Genomic DNA, 23,936 nt, shown 5'->3' on the forward strand with positions numbered 1-23,936 from the left:
GTGAAATTAGCTGGTATCAACCAAACATTATGCTAAGTTTACTGGAAGGCTGAACTGAGCCGGGCCGATAGGCGGCCCTGTTGGCAGTCCACTGTGGCTGAGTTAGGCCGACCGAACACAAGGATGTGAAATGAAAGTAACCATGCTGTATTACGATGAGCAAAACCCATTACTGCTGCAACAGCAGGTACTGTCGGGCTTGAAGATGAGCGAACAGGGACGGGTTATCATTCCGGTTGGTGAAAAGCTCGGCAAAATCATCATCGCCATATTGGAAGGCGAAGTGCGGGTGCTCAACTCGCTAGGCGATCGGGCGTTCAATGCCTTCGACTTAGATGACCAAGTTTCTTACCAAGACCCCACCTGATCAATACCCCCGGTCAAACTCCACCACATGCTCCAATGCTTCATTTGTTAAGTAACGCTGAAGGTTGCGCTGAAATAGCCCTGCGATATCGGCTACCCGGCTAGGGGCGGCAATATGCGGGGTAATGGTGATGTTTTCCTGCGTCCACAGCGGGGAGTCTTCCGCTAACGGTTCATGTTCAAACACATCCAAGGTTAGCCGCGCTTGCGGGTTGGCTTTTGCAAAGTTGAGCATGGCTTGCTGCTCAACCGTTGCGCCGCGCCCGACGTTAAAAAACCAAGCATGCTTGGGTAGCGCATCAAACACGCGCTGGTCGATCAACTTGTCAGTGTGTTGGGTGTGAGGCAGCACCGCGACTACGATGTCGGCCTTAGCCAGCTGTTCGAGCTGGTCTTCAAAACGAAATACCTGTTCAAAGTGAGGGCGCGCGCTGCCACTGGCACTAAGCGCAAAGCTGCGCATACCAAAATGCCGCGCAGTGCCCGCCAGATGCTGAGCGATACTACCGCTGCCGAGGGTAAACAGCGTCAGTCCTTGCAGGCTGCGCCCGCCTAGTGGTTGCCACTTCGCTTGCCGCTGGGCCGCTGCGTAGTGATGATGCTGCTGAAAATGGGCGAGTAGGTGGGAGAACACATACTCGCTCATCAGTGGGCCAAAACTGCCACGGCTGTTGGTCAGCTGGTAGTGGCGGGGGAGCGAAGGGGCCAATAGCGCATCGACGCCGGCGAAGGTGGAGTGGCACCACCGCAGCTTGGGCATCTTGGCGACCAGTTGAGCAGCATCTTGCGGAGCGGCCAGTAAAACCTCGGCGTTCACCCCCTCCAATGAGAGTTGCTCGGGCGACAGAGCAAGCTGCCACTGTAGTGTGGGGAAATGCGGCGCCAGATGCTGGTGATAATCTGCGGCAAACTCGCTTACAATAGCCACCTTGCACATATTTGGTTCTCCCTCTTCTCCCTGTCCGCTGGTTGAACAGGATATTACGGTCTAGTCTTGATGCTGTCGAGAGCCCCCCACGATACACCCTTGGAGTTACTATGCTTGACGACACGTTCCTTGAACGCCTCTCTCAACTCAGCAAACGGCAGCAGAGTTTGTTTTGTGTTGCTATCTTGCAGCGGATGAGTCCGAACTACCTATTGTTCTGCGAATCTACCGAGTTTGCTGGCGCTGAAGGCTTTGATAAGTACCTGCGTCTGTTTTGGGAAGCCTTGCTCTACCCGAAAACCAAGTTCAATGCGCCGGTTCACCAAGAGCGTTTTCAGGAGCTGATCCCCGATCCTGAGCAGTTCGACAGCTATGGTGTTTACCCTGCGTTGGATTGCTGTGTGGTGGCCGAGTGTCTGTTTGCCAGCTTATCGGAAGCCACCGGTGAGGAAGCGGAGCAGGCAAGCCAAACCTCGATGGGGGCAGTATTGGGCTTTCTGTCGCTGCTGCGCGAGGAACAGGATGAGAGCAAATTACTCGACGAAGAACTGGTGCTGGAAGAGCAGGCTTTTCAGCGTCAATTACTGGATGATCTAGAGCTCCTAGTTGATAATTTGGATAACTTAAAGGAATTGCGGAATTTTGCTCTCAATCAAGGCGTTAGCAACCTTGGTATCAGCCTTGATTAGTCGGGCTTAACGATATGCGGCCAATTTGTGACTTTTCGCCCATAAATTGGTTAAAGCCGCGCCAAATAAGGGCTCAAGGCCAAAAAATACTTTGCGCCGCTATTTTTTTTCTCTTAAAGTGGATGCGGCTAATTTAATACTGACATAAAGGATTTATTACTTATGAACAAAACTGAGCTGATTGACGCTATTGCTGAGAAGGCTGACCTTTCTAAAGCACAAGCTAAAGCCGCCCTTGAAACGACTCTGACTGCTATCAGTGATGCACTTAAAGAAGGCGATCAAGTTCAGCTAATTGGTTTCGGTACTTTTAAAGTTAACCACCGTGCAGCTCGCACTGGCCGTAACCCACAAACTGGCGCAGAAATTCAAATCGCTGCTGCCAACGTACCAGCTTTCGTAGCCGGTAAAGCGCTTAAAGACGCTGTAAAATAATCTCGCCAGGCCCTCGTAATGAGGGCCTTTCAATACCCTCTCCCTAAAAACAAGGATTCCCGTGCGCCGGGTTGTTGTTAGTTGGTCGTCTGGAAAAGACGCCACCCTTACCTTATTGCGCCTATTAGAGCGCGACGATATTCACGTTGTTGGCCTATTCACTACCCATGTTGATCGTTATGTGCCGTTTCAGGGTACTCCGATTGAAGTGGCTGAGTTACAGGCGAAACGCTGTGGTTTGCCACTGATTACGATCGCCCTTCCCGAGGTGTTTCCTGCCAATGAGGTCTACCAACGCTTGGTGGTGGAAGGTCTGGCAAATAGCGGCATCGAGTTCGATAGCCTCGCCTTTGGCGATATCTACTGTAACGGCATCGCCGAGTACCGCCAAGCCTATGTAGAGGCAGCCGGATGGCAGTGTTTGTTTCCCTTGTTAGCGGAGTCCAGTGAGTCGCTGGCCAATGATTTGCTAGCGCGTGGCGTCGATACCGTGCTGATGTGCGTCGACAGTGAGCGCTTAGGGGATGAGTTCCTCGGCCGCTACTACAGCAAGGCCTTGCTCGAGGCGCTGCCTAAAGGCGTGGACTTGTGCGGTGAGGAAGGTGAGTTTCACTCTCTGGTGCTGAATGCGCCTTGCTTTGACCGGGCGATTGCGATCGAATTAGCCGATATTGATACACAAGGACGATTTCATATGCAGCGTTACCGGGTGGTGGAGAATGACTAAGGCTTTACTGGTGGTGGCTCATGGCAGCCGCAGAGCGCAGTCAAATCAAGAGGTGCTGGGGCTGGCAGAGTCTCTGGCGCAGCAGCTAAAACAGCAGAGCAGTGATGTGGCTCTCGTTGAAGCCGCGTTTCTGGAGCTGGCGGAGCCGCTGGTACCCAGCGCAATAGAGAAGCTGTATGCCCAAGGCTGTCGCGAGTTGGTGTTCTATCCACATTTCCTTGCGGCCGGTACCCACGTGGTCAACGATCTGCCGTGCTTAACCGAGCAGGCTAAGCTGCGTTTTCCAGACCTTGAGGTTCACAGCGTTAGCCACTTGGGTGGCATGCCGGGTTTGGCGGGGTTTATTGCGGGTCAGCTATAGCCAACCCGCTCGCAAATAATTGGCTAGGCCGATATCGCCAGTACGTGTTGAGCCTGGTTCACCGCACTGATGCAGGCGCGCAGGCTGGCGCTGAGGATGTCGGTATCGATGGCCACACCCAGATAGCGCTTGCCTTCTATTCTCGCCTCGATGTAACACACCGCCAGCGCTTTTACGCCGCGGCTTAGCGCATGTTCGCGGTAATCGGTAATCTCAATCTCCCAGCCCAACTGCAGACGTAGCCCTTGATGCAAGGCATCCAGTGCCCCTTCGCCTTGGCCATGCACCAGGGTTTGCTGCCCGGCTTCTTTGATCACCGCTTTAAGCTGGTGCTGGTCGTCGCGCTGCACCACATCGAACTGCTCCAAGCTGTAGTGGCCCGCTTGCAGGTAGTGTTTGCGGAACAGCTGCCAGATCCGCTCGGAGTTGATCTCCTCGCCACTGTCTTCGGCATCAGCCTGCACCTGTTGGCTGAATTCGATCAGTGCCCAACGCGGCAGCTTGATGCCGTAGTCGCGCTCTAAGATATAGGCAACACCACCCTTACCACTCTGGCTGTTGATGCGGATTACCTCTTGGTAATCGCGCCCCAGATCAGTTGGGTCGATGGGCAGGTAGGCCACATCCCAATGGGCATCGCTGCTTTGCTGATCGAGACATTTCTTGATGGCGTCCTGATGGCTGCCAGAGAAAGCAGTGAACACCAGCTCGCCCACGTAAGGGTGGCGAGGGTGAACCTTCAGCTGGGTGCAATCTTCTACCACCTGAACAATCTCATCCACGTTGGCTAACTCAAGCTGCGGGTCGATGCCCTGGCTGTACAAGTTCATCGCCATAGTGACGATGTCCATGTTGCCGGTACGCTCGCCGTTACCCAGCAAGGTGCCTTCTACCCGGTCAGCACCGGCTAACAGCCCCAACTCGGCGGCGGCAATGCCACAGCCCCGGTCGTTATGGGTGTGCTGGCTGATAACCACTTGCTCGCGTTGAGCGATGTGCTGGCAGAACCATTCAATCTGATCGGCGTAGACGTTGGGCGTCGACATCTCCACGGTCGCGGGCAGGTTCAAAATGGTCGGATGGGCCGACAGGCCTTGCCACTCAGCCACTACCGCATTACAGATGGCTACTGCAAACTCTAACTCAGTGCCGGTAAAGCTCTCGGGCGAATACTGGAACTGCCAATCGGTATCGGGGTTGGCCTCGGCGTGCTGCTTGATCCAACGCGCGCCTTGTAGGGCGATGTCGATGATCCCGTCTTGGTCTAAGCCGAACACCTTGTTGCGCTGCACCGGCGAGGTAGAGTTATACAGGTGGACGATCGCCTGCTTGCAGCCCTTGAGTGACTCAAAGGTTTTGTCGATCAAGGCTTCACGCGCCTGCACCAGCACTTGAATGGTGACATCTTCGGGGATCTGCTGCTCTTCAATCAACCAGCGAACAAAGTCGTAGTCCGGCTTGGAAGCGGCTGGAAAACCGACTTCAATCTCTTTAAAGCCCAGTTTAACCAACAGCTTAAACAGTCGTTGTTTTTGCTCCACAGACATCGGTTCGATCAGTGCCTGGTTGCCATCGCGAAGATCAACGCTACACCAGCGCGGTGCTTGCTCGATTTGCTTTTCCGGCCAAGTCCGCTGAGCGATCTGCACCTGAGGAAAAGGGCGATATTTGCCGTGGTTGAACTGTGACATGGAGCGTTCCCTATATTTCAACGTCGTTTAGTAGTGATGATTGAAATTATAAGAAGCAAGAAGGGGCTATTGTGTGCAAAGATAGCGCATATGCCGATTATATGTGCAATAACTCTCTCGCTATCGCCACTAATCGAGCAATTGTTGCGTTGCTATAAAAAAGCCAGGCGCTATGGCCTGGCTATTGGGCGGTGGCTGCGGCTTAGAAGCGGAAGCGAGCACCCAGATAAACGCGGTTGTCGAACTTAAGATGATCGGCGCGCTCGTAGTTGAAGCGGCTTAGCTTGTAACCGGTGTACAGGTCCAGGTTGTCCATCATCGCGTAAGAGGCTTTTACGTCCCAATCGTAGTAGCTGTCGATGCTGCTGCTTAGCAACACTGACGGTGCGTAGTGCGCGCTGGTGGCAACGCTTACTTTCGGTGCGATGAAGGTTGAGTAGTTCACACCAAAGGCTGCGCCATTGGCGTTGTCGCCGTGCCGGGCATCCAGACCAACGTACTTCATGCCCACACCAAAGTTGTGCTGATCTACGGTTTTGATCGCGCGTAGCCCGGCATTGATTAGGTTGCCGTGACGTTCGTTGTAGGTGTAATCAGCGAAAAACTGCGCGTTAGGCCCAAGCTGAGCCACAAGACCGGTAGCAACCGAGCGGTTGTTCAACTCAAGGCTAAGTTGTGAAGCATTCGCCGCGCCAGACAGAGCAACGGCGCCGGCGATCATCAGAGCGCGTTTAAACATGGGTACCTCTAAATAATTATATGGGGTTATCGATTTATCGCAGCATAACAAGCCGCTAAATCGTTAGATTTGGGGATAATAACCTAACAATGGGGGATCGGGCAATAATTGCCCAGTTTCATCTCGCGGCAGTGAAGCGATCGCAGTGGATGCGATTCATAGCAGCTCCTGCCAAGAAGCATTGCTTTCGCATCTTTTGCACGAAGCTGTCGGCGCCGCAGATAAACAGCTCCTTAGATGCCAGGTCGTTGAGCTGTTGCGTGACATAGCGGTAGATATCCTCACCATCTTGTTGACTGCAGGGGTGATAGCTGAGCTGCGGGTACTGCTGGCTAAGAGCGCTTAAATAGTCATGCAGATAGATATCTTGCTGTTGGCGCGCCCCCAGTACGATATCGATGTGGCCTTGGTGTTGTTGGCTTAACGCTTCACGCAAGATCCCATAAAGTGGCGAGGCGCCGGTGCCTATGCCGACCAGCAGCAAGTCTTGCTCTGGGGCTTGCGGGTTATAGCTGCATTCGCCAAAGGGGCCAGTGACGGTGATTTGATCGCCCACCTGCAACTGTTCCAACAGATAAGGGCTGAGCAGGCCGTCGGCAAGGGTTTTGATCTGCAGCTCTAGATGCTGATGCTGGCCGGGGCTGCTGGCCAGTGAATAGCTACGGGTGCAGTCGTTGGCGTGCAGGTTGATAAACTGGCCGGCTTGATAATCGAAGGGGCGGCTAAGGCTTAAGCCCAGCACTTGTTGCGAGAGCTGCTGCTTGCCCAGCACGGTTACTGAATAGTGTGCGCTGGGTTGTTCAGCGGGCATTACGTGAAGCCCTGCATCGCTTGGGCACTGGCAGCTGAGCACATAACCGAGCTGCTTTTGCTGCGGGCTAAGCCCTTGCTGGGCCTTGGCCGGGATCTCCCCTTCTACCACCTGCATCAGACAGCTTTGGCATTGGCCACTGCGACAGCCATGGTCGATGCCATGGCCGTGGCGCAGCAGGGTATCCAGTACGCTCTCATCTTGCTGGCTTTCGTGGGCGTGTTGCTGGTAGTAGATGTGAGCCATGCTGGATCCCTCCTGGTGCCGGTTTGCTTAACGGTTTAATACGTCGTCTTTGACAGTGTCGGCGATGGCTGCCACTTCACCGATCTTCTCCTCGCTAACACCGAGCTCGGTGAGGGTGGCTGCCAGGTTCTCCACCACCGCGATATAGTGCTCCTCGGTAAGGTTCATGTGCTTATGGGCCTCACGCATATCCTTACCGGTGTAGCCATTAGGGCCGCCAAAGGCCATGGTCAGGAAGGCCTTTTGCTTCTTCGCTTGGTTGTCCATATCCACGGTATCGAAGAAATGGCTGATCCGATCATCCATCAATACCTTGCGATAGAAGATATCGACGGCGGCATCGACGGCTTCCTGGCCGCCTAGTTGTTCAAATAGTGATGTCATACTCTGCTCCTTGTACTTAGTAGTCGTTATCAGTCGGGAAGTTGCTTCAGCATATAGCGAATCACTTGCTCGATCTGCTGGTCATTGAGCTGGCTGCCGCCACGGGCGGGCATCAAGCCGTAACCCTCGATGGCATGTTGGGCAAGCGTCTCAAGACCTTGCTGTTGTCTGCTCTGCCACATCTTACTATTGCCGACAATCGGGGCTCCGCTGATCCCTTGGGCATGGCAGGCTTTGCAGTTCTGTTGGTAGTCGACGGCGGCCTGTTCTAGCGCGTCATCGCTGCAAGCGATGAGCGCGCCGGCCAGCACGCTTAGGCTGACAAGTCTCATAGGCCTATCCCAGTGGCACTCGGATCACCACACCGCCCATCACCTCACCCACCTTAAAGTCGGTTTTGGGCGAGTCGGGGTGTTCGTTATGGCAGTTCGAACAGGCATCGGACACCGCCACGTCTGGGTAGACTGCTGTGAAGTAGTCCACCCCACCCAGCGACTCGGTGCCATAGAAGTTCTCACCGGGGTTGTCTGAGATGAACTGTAGCCCCTCTTTCTCCATCTCGGTGCGCGGCGCGTTCTGGCTGTTCACTGGCCACAGTGACTGCAATGAGTAGGTGAAATCATCGGTCAGCTCTGCCACCCCTTCGGCGCCAGCGCGGAACATCTGAGCGGGCAGTGGGGTGCCATCTTCCAGATCCTTCCAGTGCTCGTCTGGGCTAATCACCCCGGCGCCCGCTGGGCCAAGGCGCTTGACCACCAACTTGGTGTAGTTGGTGCGGTCGGATTTCATCACTGCAAACAGTGAGTCGGTGTAGATCTTGGGCTCGATACCGACCGTTTCATCGCCACAGGCAACGATACTCAGGCAACCGGCAAGAGCGAGGGCAGTTAGCCCCAGGCGTCGTGTTTGGTACTCCATTACTCATCATCCTTTATTGTGTGTTTTGGAAAGTCTCCAAGCGCCCAATCTATCGATACCACATGCTTGCTGGGCTGTGTGCTGAAGTTGTTGCGGATTAGCTGGGGGTCTGCCAAGGCGTCGATGGCAAAGCCGACACCATGGCACTGGCTGCAGACCGGCCGGATCATCTTCTCGTTGGGTCGCAGATTATCGTTTTGGTTGTGCTGAACGCTGACAATCATCTGCCCATTACGCTTTTGCTCGATGCGCGGTAGGTGGCAGCTGGCGCAGCTGACCGCTTGTTCGAGTGGGATCTCGCCCGCCTGTGCTTGCAGCCACAACTGGCCATGGGGCGAGTCGAGAAAGTGCTGGCTGTGAGAGTCATTATGGCAATCCAAACAGGCCTCTACGGCAGCCGCTTGGCGGTCTTGGCGATGTACTTCATGGCAGCTGCCACAGCTCAGTTCGCTGTCAGCCGCCTCGGCGTGAAAGTCTAAGCTGGATTGGGCGGGGGTCATGGGGCTTAAGCCCGCCTTAAGGCGCATGCCATGCTTGCCGGCGAAGAAGCCCTGCTGCTCTTGCTGGTGGCAGTTGGCACAGACTCGCATCTCGGGTTTCTCTTGCCACGTGGTTTCCGGCTCTGGCTGGTGACAGGCACTGCAGCTAACCTCGGCGTTGGCATGCGCGCTGGCCAGCCAGTCGGCAGTATGCTCTGGGTGGCGCTCCATCATCTGAGCATCGTTCAAGCTTGGTGCGAAGGCTGCCATATTGGCGGCCATCAAACTGGCGTGGTTGGTAATCGGCAGGCTGGGGTTGCTGAGAAGTGCCGGCTCGCCAGCATGTTTAATCAGGAAGTCTTGATACAAGGCCCGGTTATCGTGGTAGTTATGGCAGCCGGCGCTGGCACAGCTGTCGAAGGCGAGATCCTGATGGCTGGGGCGCTCTTCGGCAATATCTTGATGGCACTCAAAACAGAAATCGGCCGGTAAGGTCAGGCCCATGCTCAAGGTTTGCTCTTGTTGGTGCTCCAGGTGGCAAGAGCTGCAGTAGCGGGCATCGATAATCGCCAGCCGATCGGCATTGCGCGGGTCAGTAAACTTCGATTTCGGGTGCGAGTCATGAGCGGCCTCTAGCTCAGCCCCGTGACAAGACATACAAGCATCTTGCAGCACTTCCTGCCCACCAAAGGCCGAGCTGTGGCAGCTCTCGCAAGCGAGTTCTATCTGGTAGTGACCGTGACTCGCGGCCCCGACAATAAAGGCCTGCCGGGCCTCTGGCTTGGGGCCGACCAGGCTCCAGGCGTAGTAACTGGCAATAGCAATCGATATGGCTGACCAGAGCAACCAAAGGGTTCGTTTCACGTTTGGTTCCTCAGAAGTAGTACACGCTAAGCACATGCACCGCCAACAGGATTGGCAGTGGCCAGCTAATCAAGATATGTAGCCAGCTCCACCATTGGCGCAGGCCCTTCGCTTGGCGTAGCGGTAGCTGGTGGGATTGAGCAACGCTTAACCCGGTCAAAGAGCCCAGCAATAATACCGCTAAAAAGTTCAGTACCAGAAAGCGATTCAGGTTGCTGCCCAGATGTAGCCCGGTATGGGCGACCAAGAGGGTGACACAGACAACCCCAATCAGGCCGTGGGCGAGTCGCCAGTAGTTAAAGTCGCCGGGCAGTTTGAACTTGAAGCGCTTGCGTAGCGACAGGCCAAGCCCTAGCACGGTCAGCCCGAGTAGGGTGAAGCCGCTGACTTGCTTGTAGAAGCCATCGTTCCAGATCTTGTCCAAGCGCCAGCTCTGTTGCACCGACTCGGGCGGTTGCAGTCCGGGCACCAGCAGTATCAGCAGTGCGATACAGCAAGCCAGCAGGCTGGAGAGCGTCAAGGTGTTGGAGCCTTGCTCCTTTTCCAATCTGGCGGCTTGATTGTCTGGGGTAAGCAGTTGAGTGAGCAGCGGCTTGCAGCTGCCGCACACGGTGGCTGCTTGTGTTTGCTGTTGCAGCTGCTCGATGCTGCAAGCGCCCGCGCTGATGGCAGTACTTAATTGGCCGCGCGATACCCGGTTGCACTGACAGATCAGCGCTTGCTCGGGCCAATTCTGCGGGCTGTCTTGTTGCTCTGGCCATAAGCGACCGTGATTGGCAAAGCGCAGCCCTTGCCACCAACGCAGCGGACGTTGCTCTAGTATTGCTTCGCGGATCTGGCGGAACTCCGGCCACTCGCCGATGCCGATGGCGGCGGTGATCCGCCCGTTGTGCAGCACCACCTTGCGATAGTGCTCGCTGTCTTCAAAGGTCAGCACTTTGGCTAGCGTCGATGCCGCAGCGCTATGGATATCACCGATACTGCAGACCTGCTCGCCTACCACCTTTAGGCGGCTGACATTGAGAGAGCCTCGGTACTCGGCTGAGCCTCCTGCCAGCGTGTCGGCCACGATGGCTGCTTGCTCTAAGCCCGGCTCCACCAAGCCAAAGCACTGGCCTTCAAACTCACAGCACTCGCCGATGGCAAAGATATCCGGATCGCTGGTGGTCAGCTGGCGATCCACCAAGATCCCTTTGGCCACCTTCAGCAGGGCCTGCTTGGCCAGCTGATGGTTGATACGGATGCCGCTGCACAGCACCACGGTATCCACCTCGAGATGTTGCTGGCGGTGCAGGTGTACCTGCTCAACCCGGCCGAGGCCACTGATCTCGCGCACCCCAGCATTCTCGATAACCGTGATCCCCAAGGCCTCCACGCTTGCCCTCAGGCGCGCGGCGGCTTTGTGATCGAGCTGACGATTCATCAGCCACGGCCCTTGCTGGATGATGGTGACTTGGGTGTTGTTGCGCCGAAGCGCGCGCGCTGCTTCCAGGCCGAGTAAGCCGCCGCCGACCACGGCGATATGCCGGGCGCGAGCTAAGCGCGCTTGTAGCCGCTCGGTATCACGCAAGCTGCGAAACACCAGTACGCCGTCGAGATCGGTGCCGTTGATTTGCGGGACATGCGGCTTGGCGCCAGTGGCCAGAATGAGTTTGTCATAGTGATAGTGTTGGCCTTGCTGATCGGTGAGCCGGTTGAGGCTGCGGTCAACCTCGACGATATGGGCTTGGATATGCTGAAAGTTGGGGTGCCGCTCGCCACCCAGCGGCTGATAGAAGATCTGTTCGACGCCGACCTCGTGGGCCAATAATGCCGAGAGTTGTACGCGGTTATAACTGCTCTCATTGCCAATCAAACTGAGTGTGGCATCGGGTTGGCGTGTCAGTATCTCTTCGGCGGCACGAAAGCCCGCCGGGCCAGCCCCGATGATCACGATCTTCGGGGCCTGCTCCATCCTTGCTTGGGTTATCACTGTTCTTCCTTGAGCAGCTAACGCAGTGCGTATGGTTAACTGCGCTCACGCAAATGCAGTGCCAAAAATGTGATAAAAATCTCAAATGCTTGTGATTGCTGGCTTGAGCGTCGATCGTAAATACCCACAACGAATATAACCCTATAAAAACCAAGGATTACTTTGGTGCAGTAAATGCTGCTAAAGCCTCATTGGGGGGAGACCAATGTTTTTGCTAGGCTGAATAAGTCACAAAAACAAGATGTTAAAAATGTACCCTACCAAGGAAGGTTTATGATCCTACGTTCCCTGCGCAAGCAGACCCTGCTTGCAAGCCTGTTTTGCCTTATCTGCAGCTTCGGCCTTAGCGCCAAAACCTATCAGCTTCGCCTAGCCGAAACTTGGCCCAGTAAACTGCCGCTACTCGATGATAGCGTGCAGCGCTTTGCTCAGATGGCCGAACAGATGTCGGGTGGCCGGCTGCAGATAAAGGTGGATTCGGCCAACAAACATAAGGCGCCACTGGGGATCTTCGATCTGGTCAAAAGTGGCCAGTACGATCTCGGGCATAGCGCCAGCTACTACTACAAGGGCAAGGTGCCTAACACCCTGTACTTCACCACCATGCCCTTTGGCATGACGGCGATGGAGCAGCACGCCTGGTACTACTATGGCGGTGGCAAGGAGTTGATGCAGGAAGTGTACGCCCCCCATGGCCTGCTGACTTTCCCCGGCGGCAATACTGGGGTGCAGATGGGCGGCTGGTTCCGCGAAGAGATCACCAGCGTCGAGGACTTACAGAACCTGAAGATGCGTATCCCCGGTTTTGCCGGTGAGGTACTGGCTGAGGTGGGCGCGACGCCGGTGAACATTCCGCCGGCCGAGCTGTATATGGCCTTGGAGCGCAACACCATTGATGCCTTGGAGTGGGTGGGGCCTTCCATGGACCTGCGCATGGGCTTCCATAAGATTGCCAAGTTCTACTACACCGGCTGGCACGAGCCCGGCTCGGAGAATATGTTTTTAGTCAATCGCGCTAAGTTCGACACCCTGCCTGAGGATCTTCAAGCGATCTTGATTACCGCCATGCGGGTGAGCGCCTTTGACATGTACGTGCAAGCCACGGCCATGTCTACCGAGAATTGGAGTCAGATGCGCGAACAGTTCCCAGACATTCAGGTACGCAGCTTCCCACCCGAGGTGCTGGTGGCGCTTAAACAGGCCAACGATGCCTTACTGGCCGAGCACGCGGCGAATGACCCCTTAGCGAAGCGGATCATTGAGTCGCAGCAGCAGTATCTGGAGAAGGCGCGCGCCTATACCTTGATCTCTGACTATGGCTATCTGGAGACCACCAAGGATCTGTAGTCAACCTCAATTAACATTGAGTGTGCGAAAACAGCACGAAAGCGGTGTAAGGTAAGCCTGTTTTGTCAGTCTTAGATATGGAGTGATATGGATCTCGAGTCGCTGTATCGGCACGACCTCAACCTGTTGGTCGCCTTGGTTATATTACTGGAGGAGCGCTCGGTCAACCGAGCGGCGCTGCGGCTGAAGTTAAGTCAGTCGGCCACCAGTCGCCTGCTTGGGCGCCTGCGCCAGCTGTTGGACGACCCGCTGTTTATTCGCCAAGGGCATCAGTTGGTGCCCACCGAGCGTGCGCTGCAGCTGGTGCAACAGCTGCAAGGGCCATTGTCAGGCCTTGGAGAGCTACTCAGCGAGCAAAGCTTTCAGCCGCAGACCTGCCATCGCCGCTTTAGCATTGCTGCCACCGACTACGCCACCCAAACCATCTTGCCGTTTGCCTTGCCGAGGGTATACCGGGAGGCGCCCAATATCGCGCTGGAGTTTACCCCGGTTCAGCATGAGGCGTTGCGGGCTCAGCTGGGGCCGGGTGGGGCGGATATGGCGATCTGTCGGCCCACTCAAGTTTATTCCGGGCTGCAGTCTGCCAAGCTTGGTCTGGTGAGTGTGTTTTGCTTGGTCTCGCCGAGCCATCCCTTGGCCAACAGCACGATGAGCCTGCAGGATTACCTGAGCTATCCGCATGCCTTAATCGCTATCAGTGATGGGGTCAAAGCACTGCTCGATGAGGCCTTAAGCGATCACCCGGAGCGGCGGGTGGTGATCCGAGCCTATCACCTAGAGGCGGCATTAGCGCTACTGGAACAGCTGCCGTTGATCATCACCGTACCTGCCGATCTGGCGTATTTGGTGGCGGAGCGCTATCAGTTGAAGGTGCACTCGCTACCGTTCGAGTTTCAGCCCTTCGATTATTCGCTGCTGTGGCATCCGCGGGTGGAGCATAGCCCGGAGCAAAGTTGGCTAAGAGATCTCTTGGTTCAGGAGTGCGGTAAGTTAATTGATGAGCGGATCCGAGTGATGGGATTGGCTTAAATGCGTTTGGTGCATGTTGTTGTTGATAACTATTCATTTGAATCATTCGCGCCGGGCGACTAGGATTTGCCCCAACAAAACACGCTAACACGGTGTGACAACAAGTGAGGAAAACATGTTTAAAGCTCTGGTACTAGAACAGTCTGATAGCCATGCACCAAAGGTATCGATTCAGCAAGTAGATGAAGCCCAGCTGCCGGAAGGGGATGTGCGGGTTGCCGTGGATTACTCATCGCTGAACTTTAAAGACGGCCTCGCGATCACCGGCAAGGGCAAGATCGTGCGCTCTTGGCCAATGGTACCGGGGATCGATTTTGTTGGCAGTGTTGAGCAATCAGAGGACCCACGCTATCAGGTGGGTGACAAAGTGGTATTGACCGGCTGGGGTGTGGGCGAAGGCCACTGGGGTGGCATGGCCGAGAAAGCCCAAGTAAAAGGTGACTGGCTGGTACCGCTGACCGATGGCATGAGCGAAGCCCAGTCGATGATGGTGGGCACTGCTGGCCTGACCGCCATGCTGTGTGTACTGGCCTTGCAAGAAGGCGGCGTTACCCCAGAGAGCGGCACGGTATTGGTAACTGGCGCCAGCGGTGGTGTGGGCTCGGTGGCGGTCACCCTGCTGGCCAAGTTAGGCTATCAGGTGGCGGCATTGACCGGTCGAGTGGAGCAAAATGCCGAGCTGTTAAAAGAGCTGGGCGCGTCAGAGGTAGTGGATCGCGCAACCCTGAGCGAGCCGGGTCGACCACTAGACAAGCAACGTTGGGCGGGCGCAGTCGATACCGTTGGTGGCGATATCCTGGCGAACATTCTGGCGCAAACCAACTATGGTGGCACTGTGGCGGCCTGTGGCCTGGCGGCCAGCTTCAAACTGCCTTCTACAGTAATGCCGTTTATCTTGCGTAACGTACGCCTGCAAGGGGTGGACTCGGTCTCTTGCCCACGTGAGCGTCGCATCGAAGCGTGGAAGCAGCTACAAGCACTGCTGCCCGAGAGCTATTACCAGAGCGCATGTAAAGAGGTGAGCCTGGACGAGGTGGCTGAGCAGGCGGAAGCGATTACCCAAGGTCAGGTAACCGGCCGGGTGATTATTAAGCCTTAGCAGCTCGCTTTGGATCTAAAAAACGCTTGGCATGCCAAGCGTTTTTTGTTTTTAGTGCTGGAGCACTGCAGTTAGGGCTGCGCCACCTCTACTACGATATTGCCGCAGGCACCGGACTCAAGTACCGCCACATGCGCTTGCTCCAACTCGGTTAAGGCAAAGCGTTGGCCAATTATCGGTTCAACCACACCACTGGCCATGCCCTCGGCGATGGCGGCGTGGATCGTCTGCAGTTGCTCAGGGTCGGCATTGGCTAAGGCCATCCCGAGTACCGCGGCATCGCGCGCCATTAGATCGCGCGGATTGATCTCCACCGTTCCCCGGTTGCCAATCACCACCACCCGTCCCCCCTTGTTTAAACAAGGAAGATCCTTGCCCAGGTTAATATTGGCCAGCATCTCCAAAATGACATCCGCTCCGCCGGCGTCAATAATGGCCTGAAAGTGTGACTCATCGTGGTGGTTAAGTACGCTATCGGCGCCCAGGCTCTGCAGCAGCTCGGCGCCTTGCTCTGAACCCGCAGTGGCAATGACCTTGCAGCCGTAGGCCTTGGCAAACTGCAATGCTGCAATGCCGACAGCGCCACTAGCGCCGTGGATCAACACGCTCTCGCCTGCTTGCACCTTTGCCCGGACAAATAGCGCGCGCCAAGCGGTAGCGTAGGGCACGCCCAAACACGCGCCCTGCGCAAAGCTTAGCTTGTCGTGGAGTGGATGAACTTGGCCGGCGTTGCAGACACAGTATTCCGCGCTAGTGCCGCTCACTGATCCAGCCAGATAAACGCGTTGACCAAGGCTAAACCCCTGCACCTGCTCACCCACGGCGGCAATGATACCGGCGCCATCCTTGCCGGGAGTGTGGGGAAAGGTGGTGCTGTAGTTATTGCTGCCCGCTGCGATATAGGTGTCCACGGGGTTAACTCCCGCTGCCATGACCTGCACCAATACCTGATCAGCCTGAATCTCTGGCGTGGCCACGTCCTGTAACTGAAGTACACCCTGACTACCGTAGCGTTCGCTTTGCATTGCCTTCATAGGTGATCCTTGTCGTCCTTAACTGGTTGAATCGTCGAATTAACAGCTTAGCTGAAGTGCTTAAAAATGGAGCGGACTGCTTGAAAGGGATTTCAATTTGCACAAATTGAAAAAAAACTACCAAAAAATAAATATCGCAATGTAAATACGAAATATCACAATATAAAAAAGTGATGCAGCGCACATATAATTAAACCCGTAAGATGAATTCGACAGAGAAACGAGATTCAACTCACATAAAAATGTAATCAAATTACACGAGGAAAACATTATGTACGAACTACTAGCACTTTTCGCATTCAGCAAAATCAACACTGCAAAATCTGAAGAAGAGCGTCTGCAAGAACTTAAGCGCTAATCTGAAGCCAAACTAACTTAACTGGAGATAACATTATGTATAACGAATTTATGATTGCCATGGCCCTTCGCCAAGTAAGCAACAAAAAATCAGAAGCTGAGCTGGCTAAGCAACGTAACCGCTAAGCACTGCTGCAACAAGAACCGATCACGCTGGATCTAAAACAGCAACTATCACCAAGACAGAGAGAGAAAAATCGCCGATCAGGCGAAAAACAACGCTCTCACCCAGCTTCCTCATCCTGAGGGGCTATTACCAAACCCTGGCGCATCCGCGCACTTTCTTATCAAAGACTTTAGTCGTACGACTTACGACTGCTTGCACGCCTCGTACACGTGGCAATCTACCAAATGATCGTTCACCATCCCGACTGCCTGCATAAATGCATAGCAAATGGTGGGGCCGACAAAACTAAAGCCGGCTTTTTTTAGCGCCTTAGACATCGCTTGTGACTCGGCGGTTTCGGCTGGGACCTGCGACATGCTCTGCCACTGATTGACGATGGGCTTTCCGCCGACAAAGCTCCACAGATACTCACCGAAATCGATCCCTTGTGCCTCCAGTGCTAAAAAGCCTTTGGCGTTCTTGATGATCGACTGCACCTTCAAGCGGTTGCGGATCACGCCGGGATCCTGCAACAGCCGTTCTACATCCTGCTCGCTAAACTGGGCAATCTTCTCGGGCTGGAAATCGGCGTAGGCTAGGTAGTAACTTTGCTGCTTACGCAGAATGGTAATCCAGCTCAGCCCGGCTTGTTGGCCGTCCAGACAGAGCTTGGCGAACAAATCATACTTATCAAAATTCGGTCGGCCCCATACCGTGTCGTGATATTCCTGATAGAGGGGATCGCTGCCACACCAAGGGCAGCGAATAGGTTCAGCGTCCATGCATGGTCTCCGGGTTAACCGTCTTCATCTTCTGGTTGAGGCATACGCTCAGCAGGAATCGGTTGCGGTTCTGTTGCAGCCTCTTCGGTAGCGTCACTATCTGAGTCAACCGGTTGCGCTGGCTCATCTGTGGTGTCGGAGCTGGTCGATTGCTCTTGGCCGTCTTCCGGCGTCGTTTCCTCACTGTCCTTACGCTGTTCTACGCCCATCTGCTCTGCGCTGCTGGCGGCGAGTTGCTGTTTGATTAGCTCGGCCTCTTGCTCGAGATCCTCAATACTGCGTCGCTCACCCAAGTTATAGATAGCATACCCGGCACTAACAAACTGATTCTGAGCACGGCCAAGTACTTCAGCATCAAAGGGCGCAAAGACCTCTTCTATCTCGTCACTGATCGGGTTGGCGATGGTTCCCAGTAGTTGGCCTTTGCGAACCCGCTGTCCCAAATCGACTTGGCTGATAAGGATCCCACCATCTTTTGAGCGCACCCATTGGGAGGAGTAGAACACCGGTTGGGGGGAAGACCAGAAGAAGGAGCGCGGAAGCATGTTGACCGAACTTAGATAACTTTGGATTGCTTTAACACCGGTCTCTACTTGTGCTTCGTCAACGGTGTAGGGGCCGCCTACCTCCATAACTACCGTTGGAATTCCCGCTGAAGTAGCAGCGCCGCGTAAGCTGCCGGGAGGCGCGATACTCGACAATACCGCTATCGCGCCAAACTGTTTGGCTAACTCTGAGACCTCTGGAATAGTGAGATCCGCGCGTAGCTGAGTGTTGTTTTCGCGAAACATCGAGCCTGAGTGGAGATCCATTAAGGTGTCGCAGTGTTTGATAATGCTGTTAAACAAACTGTAGGCAACGCGACCCGCAGTGGTGCCTTGTGGGTGACCGGGGAAGGCGCGATTGAGGTCACGACGGTCAGACATATAGCGGTCTTTGCGCCATAGTCCGTCAATGTTTACCACTGGCACTGAGATTACCGTGCCCTTAAGGGTCTCTGGCTTCAACTGGCTGACTACCCGGCGGGCAATCTCTACGCCATTTACTTCATCGCCGTGCACAGCTGCAGTAATGCAAACACGTGGCCCTGGCTCAGAGCCATGGATCACAATAACTGGGGTAGCTACATCAAAGCCGCCAGCCAAGTGGCCGGAATACCAATCAAGCGTGGCTTTAGTGTTGGGTTCCAGCTCGGTATTGAGTAGACGGAAGCGTCCCCATGGCTCAGGGCCTTCTAGCTCTTCGGGTTGCTGAGGTTCCAGATCGATGGGATCTGTTGGTTCGATAGGGGGCGGTAAATCAGCCTCTGCTTCTCCGGCCTCTGAGGTATAGGCTTCAGCTAGAGAAGGTTGTTCTTCGAGGAACTCCAGTTGTTCGTCTGCTGCTGCAGTCAAACTCAGGGCGAGAATACATGCGGGTAACACTCGTAGCAGCATACTTACTCCGGATATTAAGCAATCACTCGAGTGTAACAGGATTGTTGAGCCTCAAGCACGCCTTGCTTGTATCAGAAAGTTACGAGGGCTCAAGTTTTGTTCAAATAAAAGCTGAATTTCAACCCGATAGCCTTGCTGTAGTAGAAAAAGTGCACGATCCAGGATTAACCACTGCTCAATGGCGCGAGAAAAGCATCGGCGGACTAGTTCAATCCGCCTGGTTAGATGATAGCGCTGTCGGCCTGTTGCCAAAAAATCATCGAGATGGAGCGAATCAGGCAGGTCAAGCTGGTGATAATCCGCAGCCCACTGGCAGAACTTCTCGAAGCCATCGTCTTGGGTGAACCATTGTTTGTTGATCGATGGCAGTGGGCGGTATTGGTTATTTCCGCTGAGCTGCTGTTGCAGGCTGTCATAGGCTAGACGCCAGGTGACTTCGGTATGGCGCAAACGCTGTACCCGCGCACCGCCGGTGGCGCTTTGCTGCACTGCCAGGCGCAAATCGGTTTTACTTAGCGCCAGCGAGCTGGCCTTTGCCTCGCGGCTCAGCGGCTGATAACGCTGGGCGGGGATCAGATGGTAGCAGCACGGGCAAACCGACAGCGCAGCGACCTCTCGCTCGGCGCCCTTACGCAATAGCTGCAGATGTAGCTCGCCACAGGCATGCAGTGCGACGGCGTGCTGCTCAGGCTTTAGGTGTTGCTCTACGCCCTCGGCCAGCACATCGGCTTCGATAAAGCGTTGCGGCAGCTTGAGCTGTTGGGCTACTTGCTCGCCAGCCTCACACAGGCTTTGCTGCCACTCCAGGCTGAGCACTGGCTGCTGGTGGTGAAAGCTGAGCAGTTTTCCCAAATGCCCCTTACCGGCACACCACTCCACAAAGGGCAGGCCATAGTTGTGAGTCGCCTGACTAAAGCGCTGCACCTGTTCGGCCTTGCGCCCCTTCATGCCACGGCTTAACCAGAATGGCGTCTCCTGTGGTTGCTGTGGAGCGGGTGGGTAGAGCGCTTCGTCGCTTAAAGCGTGCAGTGCGGGGAAGTGCTCCGCGAGTGCGGGCAGCGGCGAGCCTTGCTCTAGGGGGGCAAGCGCCTCATCGCTGATGGACTCGAGGCTGGCGATTAGTGCTTCAGACCAGCTTGTCGGATAGTCGGCGCAGTCGAAGGCTTGCAGCTGCCAGTATGGGCGCTGCGTGGCCAGCAAGCTATCGAGCTGTTGAAATCGCTCAAGATAGCGCTGTTGCAGGCAAGTAGGCTGGCTCATCGACAAGGCTCCGACGCAGAAAAAAGGGAGGCCATTGTAGGTCTCAGGCCTGCCAGTGCCAAGTCTGTGGCTAAAAACACTTAACAAGCCTTCGTTTTAAGTCCGGCTGATGTTGCCATCATCGGACTAAGGTCAGACCGACGCCCCCAAATAACGCTCATGGCGGTGGTTAAACACGATAATCGAGTTTAACAGCAGCGCGCCGCAGACCGATAAGCCCAAGATCGGCAGGCTGACCATAAACACACTGGCGGCCAAAATCAGGCAGTCGAGGGTGAGCTGGACTGTGCCAGCGCGGGCCAGCTTGCGTTTTTGCAAGAATAGCCCAAGGATGTTGATCCCACCCAGGCTGCTGTTGTGGCGGAATAGCGAGAGTAGGCCGATGCCAATTAAGATCCCGCCACCTAGAGCGGCATAGATGGGGTTGAGGCTCTGTAAGGTGAGCACCCGATGCATGTGATCGGTCATCAGCGAGACCATGCTCACGCAGGTTAGGCTGCGTAGGGTAAAAGAGCGCCCCATCTGCCACCATGCCAGTAAGAAGAAGGGCAGATTAACCAGCAAAAACAGTTGGCCGAAGCTTAAGTTAGAAAAACGTTCCAGCAGCAAGGAGAGGCCAGCGGTGCCGCCAATCAGCAGGCCGCTTTCCTTGTAAAAAAACAGACCGAGGGCGACCAGCGAGGTGCCAATCAGGGTGGCGAGTAGATCTTCGATAAAAGAGTGGCGTTGCATGTCCTTAGCTCCACGCTTTCCGTAAATAGTGACAACAGGGTAATTTTATCACTCAAGGGCGTTGCGTGGACTATAAAACTGCTGCGGGAAGCAAAAACAAAAGAAGCCGCTAAATGGCGGCTTCTTGGTAGTAAATATGCGCTGCTCAGCGCAAAGCGTATTAGCTTTCGCGGGCGATCGCTCGGTAGCCGATGTCGTTGCGGTAGAACATACCGTCCCAGCTTACCTTCTTCACCAGCTCATAGGCCTTGGCTTGTGCTTCGGTTACGTTGTTGCCCAGGGCTGTGGCACACAATACGCGGCCGCCGTTGGTGACAACATTGCCGTCTTTCTCGCTAGTACCTGCGTGGAACACCTTGGCATCCAGACTCATCTTTTCGATGCTTGGCATGCTGATCACATCGCCTTTCGGGTAAGAACCTGGGTAGCCGGCAGCCGCCAGTACCACACCCATAGAGGCGCGTGGGTCGAACTTGGCTTCCACGGTATCAAGCTTACGTGCAACCGCAGCTTGGCACAGCTCAACGATGCACGATTGCATACGCAGCATGATTGGCTGAGTTTCTGGGTCGCCGAAGCGGCAGTTGTACTCGATGATTTTCGGGCTGCCGTCAGCCATGATCATCAGGCCGGCGTATAGGAAGCCGGTGTACTCATTGCCTTCAGCGGCCATGCCACGCACGGTAGGCATGATCACTTCATCCATGATGCGCTGGTGTACTTCATTGGTTACCACTGGGGCTGGCGAGTAGGCGCCCATGCCGCCGGTATTCAGGCCGGTATCGCCGTCGCCCACACGCTTGTGGTCTTGGCTGGTGGCCATTGGCAGTACGTTCACGCCGTCTACCATCACGATAAAGCTGGCTTCTTCGCCGTCGAGGAACTCTTCGATCACCACCCGTGAACCGGCTTCGCCAAAGGCGTTGTCGGCCAGCATGTCTTCGATGGCGTCGATGGCCTCTTGCTCGGTCATCGCAACGATAACGCCTTTACCGGCAGCCAGGCCGTCGGCCTTAACTACGATAGGTGCGCCTTGCTCTTTCACGTAAGCAATCGCCGGCTCAACCTCGGTGAAGGTTTTGTAGTAGCCGGTTGGAATATCGTGGCGAGCCAGGAAGTCTTTGGTGAATGACTTCGAGCCTTCCAGTTGGGCGGCTGCTTCGGTTGGGCCGAAGATTGGCAGGTCGGCTGCGCGGAACGCATCCACCACACCAATAACCAACGGCGCTTCTGGGCCTACGATGGTCAGTTCAACTGCTTGCTCTTTGGCAAAGCTTACCAGAGCGTCGATGTCTTCAACGCCGATGGCGACATTTTCCAGCTTTGGCTCCAGGGCAGTACCGGCATTACCCGGTGCGACAAATACGGTTTCAACCTGAGCTGATTGTGCGGCTTTCCAGGCTAGGGCATGTTCGCGGCCACCGCCGCCAATCACGAGTACCTTCATTGTAATTTCTGCTCTTTTATAAAGGGGATAAACAAGGGCCAGCGCGAGGCTGGCCCAAAATTCTTAGTGGTAGAAGTGGCGCATACCGGTGAACACCATGGCCATGCCATGTTCGTCGGCTGCATCAATCACTTCCTGGTCGCGCATTGAGCCGCCCGGCTGAATCACACAGGTGATACCGGCTTCGGCTGCGGCATCGATACCGTCGCGGAATGGGAAGAAGGCGTCAGAAGCCATCACGCTACCGGCCACTTCCAGATTCTCGTCGGCGGCTTTGATACCGGCGATCTTGGCGCTGTATACGCGGCTCATTTGGCCGGCGCCCACGCCAATGGTCATGTTGCCTTTGGCGTATACAATGGCGTTCGATTTCACGTACTTGGCCACTTTCCAGCAGAACAGCGCATCACGCAGCTCATCTTCGCTAGGCTGACGCTTAGATACTACTTTTAGGTCGTCCAGCGCTACCATGCCTTGGTCACGGTCTTGTACCAACAGGCCACCGTTCACGCGCTTAAGCTGTAGGCCGGTGGTCTTGGTGTCCCACTGACCGCACTCTAGCAGGCGTACGTTCTTCTTAGCTGCTACTACTTCAACGGCATCGGCTGCAACACTTGGCGCAATAATCACTTCAACGAACTGACGCGATACGATGGCCTCGGCAGTCTTGGCATCCAGCTCGCGGTTGAACGCGATAATGCCGCCGAAGGCTGAAGTTGGGTCGGTTTGGTAAGCGCGGTCGTAGGCTTCCAAGATGTCTTCGCCCAGTGCTACACCACATGGGTTAGCGTGCTTCACGATGACACAGGCTGGCTCGGCGAACTCTTTCACGCACTCAAGAGCGGCGTCGGTATCAGCGATGTTGTTGAACGACAGTGCTTTACCTTGGATCTGGCGAGCGGTCGACACTGAGGCTTCTTCGATGTTGCTTTCTACATAGAAGGCTGCCGCTTGGTGGCTGTTCTCACCGTAGCGCATGTCTTGTTTTTTCACGAACTGGCTGTTGAAGGTGCGTGGGAACTTGCTCTCTTCGTCGCCTTCTTTGTTATCGCCGCTGCCCTCTACAAAGTGATTGGGTACCATGGTGCCGAAGTAGTTAGCGATCATGCCATCGTATGCGGCAGTGTGCTCAAAGGCGGCAATAGCCAGGTCGAAGCGGGTAGCGTGGGTCAGTGAACCGTTGTTCTCGCCCATCTCGCTCAGAACGCGGTCATAGTCGCTGGCGTTAACCACGATGGTCACATCTTTGTGGTTTTTAGCCGCGCTGCGCACCATGGTAGGGCCACCGATATCGATGTTTTCGACCGCATCTTCCAAGGTGCAATCTGGGTTAGCCACAGTAGCTGCGAATGGGTATAGGTTAACCACAACTATATCGATTGGGTTAATACCGTGCTCGTCCATTACTGCATCATCGGTACCACGACGACCCAATACACCGCCGTGTACTTTCGGGTGCAGGGTTTTCACGCGTCCATCCATCATTTCAGGGAAGCCGGTGTAGTCAGATACTTCGATAACTGCGATGCCTTCGGCAGCTAGCAGTTTGGCGGTTCCGCCAGTAGACAGGATTTCTACGCCTTGTGCCGCTAGGGCGCGAGAAAATTCAACAATGCCAGTCTTATCAGACACGCTGATAAGGGCGCGACGGATTGGTCGAGCGTTTTCCATTAGGGAGTGATCCTCAATAGCAGTGA

At 55.2% G+C, this 23,936-nt stretch carries 24 protein-coding genes; 8 read left to right on the top strand and 16 right to left on the bottom strand.

Annotated features, from left to right (window positions below):
• Window positions 1–130: 130 nt before the first annotated feature.
• On the top strand, window positions 131–367 hold the full coding sequence (locus G462_RS0114290; RefSeq protein ID WP_026959599.1) for a TIGR02922 family protein: 237 nt from the start codon (window positions 131–133) through the stop codon (window positions 365–367).
• Here the strand turns inward: G462_RS0114290 and G462_RS0114295 are convergent, their stop codons facing one another.
• Window positions 368–1,303: a D-2-hydroxyacid dehydrogenase gene (locus tag G462_RS0114295; protein ID WP_035477784.1), complete on the bottom strand. Its 936-nt coding sequence runs from the start codon at window positions 1,301–1,303 to the stop codon at window positions 368–370. It abuts the gene before it with no gap.
• Window positions 1,304–1,404: 101 nt separating this feature from the next.
• Here G462_RS0114295 and G462_RS0114300 point away from each other — a divergent pair, with 101 nt between their 5' ends.
• The 4 genes from G462_RS0114300 (at window position 1,405) to G462_RS22875 (ending at window position 3,506) form a co-directional block, all read left to right on the top strand.
• Window positions 1,405–1,983 (top strand): DUF416 family protein, encoded by a 579-nt coding sequence (locus tag G462_RS0114300; RefSeq protein WP_026959601.1) that lies wholly within the window; start codon window positions 1,405–1,407, stop codon window positions 1,981–1,983.
• Window positions 1,984–2,145: 162 nt separating this feature from the next.
• Window positions 2,146–2,418 carry a nucleoid-associated protein HU-alpha gene (gene hupA, locus G462_RS0114305; RefSeq protein ID WP_026959602.1) on the top strand — a complete coding sequence of 91 codons (273 nt, stop codon included), beginning with the start codon at window positions 2,146–2,148 and terminating at the stop codon, window positions 2,416–2,418.
• Window positions 2,419–2,479: 61 nt separating this feature from the next.
• On the top strand, window positions 2,480–3,145 hold the full coding sequence (locus tag G462_RS0114310) for a Dph6-related ATP pyrophosphatase (RefSeq protein WP_026959603.1): 666 nt from the start codon (window positions 2,480–2,482) through the stop codon (window positions 3,143–3,145).
• Window positions 3,138–3,506, top strand: a complete 369-nt coding sequence (locus G462_RS22875) for a sirohydrochlorin chelatase (RefSeq protein ID WP_035477786.1) — start codon at window positions 3,138–3,140, stop codon at window positions 3,504–3,506. Before G462_RS0114310 ends, G462_RS22875 begins: the two co-directional genes overlap by 8 nt.
• A 23-nt stretch (window positions 3,507–3,529) precedes the next feature.
• Here the strand turns inward: G462_RS22875 and leuA are convergent, their stop codons facing one another.
• From leuA to G462_RS0114355, 8 genes are all read right to left on the bottom strand, one after another.
• Complete coding sequence (gene leuA, locus G462_RS0114320; RefSeq protein WP_026959604.1) at window positions 3,530–5,197, bottom strand: 2-isopropylmalate synthase; 1,668 nt, start codon at window positions 5,195–5,197, stop codon at window positions 3,530–3,532.
• A gap of 202 nt (window positions 5,198–5,399) precedes the next feature.
• Entirely contained in the window at window positions 5,400–5,936 is a 537-nt protein-coding gene (locus G462_RS0114325; RefSeq protein ID WP_026959605.1) for a YfaZ family outer membrane protein, read from the bottom strand.
• A 118-nt stretch (window positions 5,937–6,054) separates the two neighbouring features.
• Window positions 6,055–6,993 (bottom strand): 2Fe-2S iron-sulfur cluster-binding protein, encoded by a 939-nt coding sequence (locus tag G462_RS0114330; RefSeq protein ID WP_026959606.1) that lies wholly within the window; start codon window positions 6,991–6,993, stop codon window positions 6,055–6,057.
• A 27-nt stretch (window positions 6,994–7,020) separates the two neighbouring features.
• Window positions 7,021–7,377, bottom strand: coding sequence for a group I truncated hemoglobin (locus G462_RS0114335; RefSeq protein WP_026959607.1), 357 nt, complete (start codon window positions 7,375–7,377; stop codon window positions 7,021–7,023).
• 29 nt (window positions 7,378–7,406) lie between these two features.
• Entirely contained in the window at window positions 7,407–7,709 is a 303-nt protein-coding gene (locus G462_RS0114340; RefSeq protein ID WP_026959608.1) for a c-type cytochrome, read from the bottom strand.
• 4 nt (window positions 7,710–7,713) lie between these two features.
• Window positions 7,714–8,295, bottom strand: a complete 582-nt coding sequence (locus tag G462_RS0114345; RefSeq protein ID WP_026959609.1) for a Tll0287-like domain-containing protein — start codon at window positions 8,293–8,295, stop codon at window positions 7,714–7,716.
• The gene (locus G462_RS0114350; RefSeq protein ID WP_026959610.1) at window positions 8,295–9,638 is read right to left on the bottom strand and encodes a cytochrome c3 family protein; all 1,344 of its coding nucleotides are present in this window, start codon (window positions 9,636–9,638) and stop codon (window positions 8,295–8,297) included. The genes G462_RS0114345 and G462_RS0114350 overlap by 1 nt, the downstream gene beginning before the upstream one ends.
• A gap of 10 nt (window positions 9,639–9,648) precedes the next feature.
• Window positions 9,649–11,610 (bottom strand): FAD-dependent oxidoreductase, encoded by a 1,962-nt coding sequence (locus G462_RS0114355; protein ID WP_157378629.1) that lies wholly within the window; start codon window positions 11,608–11,610, stop codon window positions 9,649–9,651.
• Window positions 11,611–11,883: 273 nt separating this feature from the next.
• On the opposite strand from G462_RS0114355, the gene G462_RS0114360 reads away from it, so the two are divergent.
• The 3 genes from G462_RS0114360 (at window position 11,884) to acuI (ending at window position 15,085) form a co-directional block, all read left to right on the top strand.
• Window positions 11,884–12,957 carry a TRAP transporter substrate-binding protein gene (locus G462_RS0114360; RefSeq protein ID WP_026959612.1) on the top strand — a complete coding sequence of 358 codons (1,074 nt, stop codon included), beginning with the start codon at window positions 11,884–11,886 and terminating at the stop codon, window positions 12,955–12,957.
• An 87-nt stretch (window positions 12,958–13,044) separates the two neighbouring features.
• On the top strand, window positions 13,045–13,986 hold the full coding sequence (locus G462_RS0114365) for a LysR family transcriptional regulator (RefSeq protein WP_026959613.1): 942 nt from the start codon (window positions 13,045–13,047) through the stop codon (window positions 13,984–13,986).
• Window positions 13,987–14,101: 115 nt separating this feature from the next.
• Window positions 14,102–15,085, top strand: coding sequence for an acrylyl-CoA reductase (NADPH) (gene acuI / locus G462_RS0114370; RefSeq protein ID WP_026959614.1), 984 nt, complete (start codon window positions 14,102–14,104; stop codon window positions 15,083–15,085).
• A gap of 71 nt (window positions 15,086–15,156) precedes the next feature.
• On the opposite strand, the gene G462_RS0114375 is transcribed toward acuI, so the two are convergent.
• The 7 genes from G462_RS0114375 to purH all read right to left on the bottom strand — a co-directional run bounded on the left by G462_RS0114375 (window position 15,157) and on the right by purH (window position 23,910).
• Window positions 15,157–16,119: an NADPH:quinone reductase gene (locus G462_RS0114375; RefSeq protein ID WP_026959615.1), complete on the bottom strand. Its 963-nt coding sequence runs from the start codon at window positions 16,117–16,119 to the stop codon at window positions 15,157–15,159.
• Between the two features lie 666 nt (window positions 16,120–16,785).
• Window positions 16,786–17,364 carry a DNA-3-methyladenine glycosylase I gene (locus tag G462_RS0114390; protein ID WP_026959616.1) on the bottom strand — a complete coding sequence of 193 codons (579 nt, stop codon included), beginning with the start codon at window positions 17,362–17,364 and terminating at the stop codon, window positions 16,786–16,788.
• Between the two features lie 14 nt (window positions 17,365–17,378).
• Window positions 17,379–18,800, bottom strand: coding sequence for a succinylglutamate desuccinylase/aspartoacylase family protein (locus tag G462_RS23990; RefSeq protein WP_051326761.1), 1,422 nt, complete (start codon window positions 18,798–18,800; stop codon window positions 17,379–17,381).
• Between the two features lie 51 nt (window positions 18,801–18,851).
• Complete coding sequence (locus G462_RS0114400) at window positions 18,852–20,060, bottom strand: methyltransferase (RefSeq protein WP_051326762.1); 1,209 nt, start codon at window positions 20,058–20,060, stop codon at window positions 18,852–18,854.
• A 132-nt stretch (window positions 20,061–20,192) separates the two neighbouring features.
• Window positions 20,193–20,792 carry a YitT family protein gene (locus G462_RS0114405; RefSeq protein WP_026959618.1) on the bottom strand — a complete coding sequence of 200 codons (600 nt, stop codon included), beginning with the start codon at window positions 20,790–20,792 and terminating at the stop codon, window positions 20,193–20,195.
• 160 nt (window positions 20,793–20,952) lie between these two features.
• Window positions 20,953–22,239, bottom strand: a complete 1,287-nt coding sequence (gene purD, locus G462_RS0114410; RefSeq protein WP_026959619.1) for a phosphoribosylamine--glycine ligase — start codon at window positions 22,237–22,239, stop codon at window positions 20,953–20,955.
• Between the two features lie 63 nt (window positions 22,240–22,302).
• Complete coding sequence (purH, locus tag G462_RS0114415; RefSeq protein WP_026959620.1) at window positions 22,303–23,910, bottom strand: bifunctional phosphoribosylaminoimidazolecarboxamide formyltransferase/IMP cyclohydrolase; 1,608 nt, start codon at window positions 23,908–23,910, stop codon at window positions 22,303–22,305.
• Window positions 23,911–23,936 lie beyond the last annotated feature (26 nt).

The sequence above is a fragment of the Aliagarivorans taiwanensis DSM 22990 genome, from assembly GCF_000429505.1.
GTDB classification, from domain to species: Bacteria; Pseudomonadota; Gammaproteobacteria; order Enterobacterales; family Celerinatantimonadaceae; genus Aliagarivorans; species Aliagarivorans taiwanensis.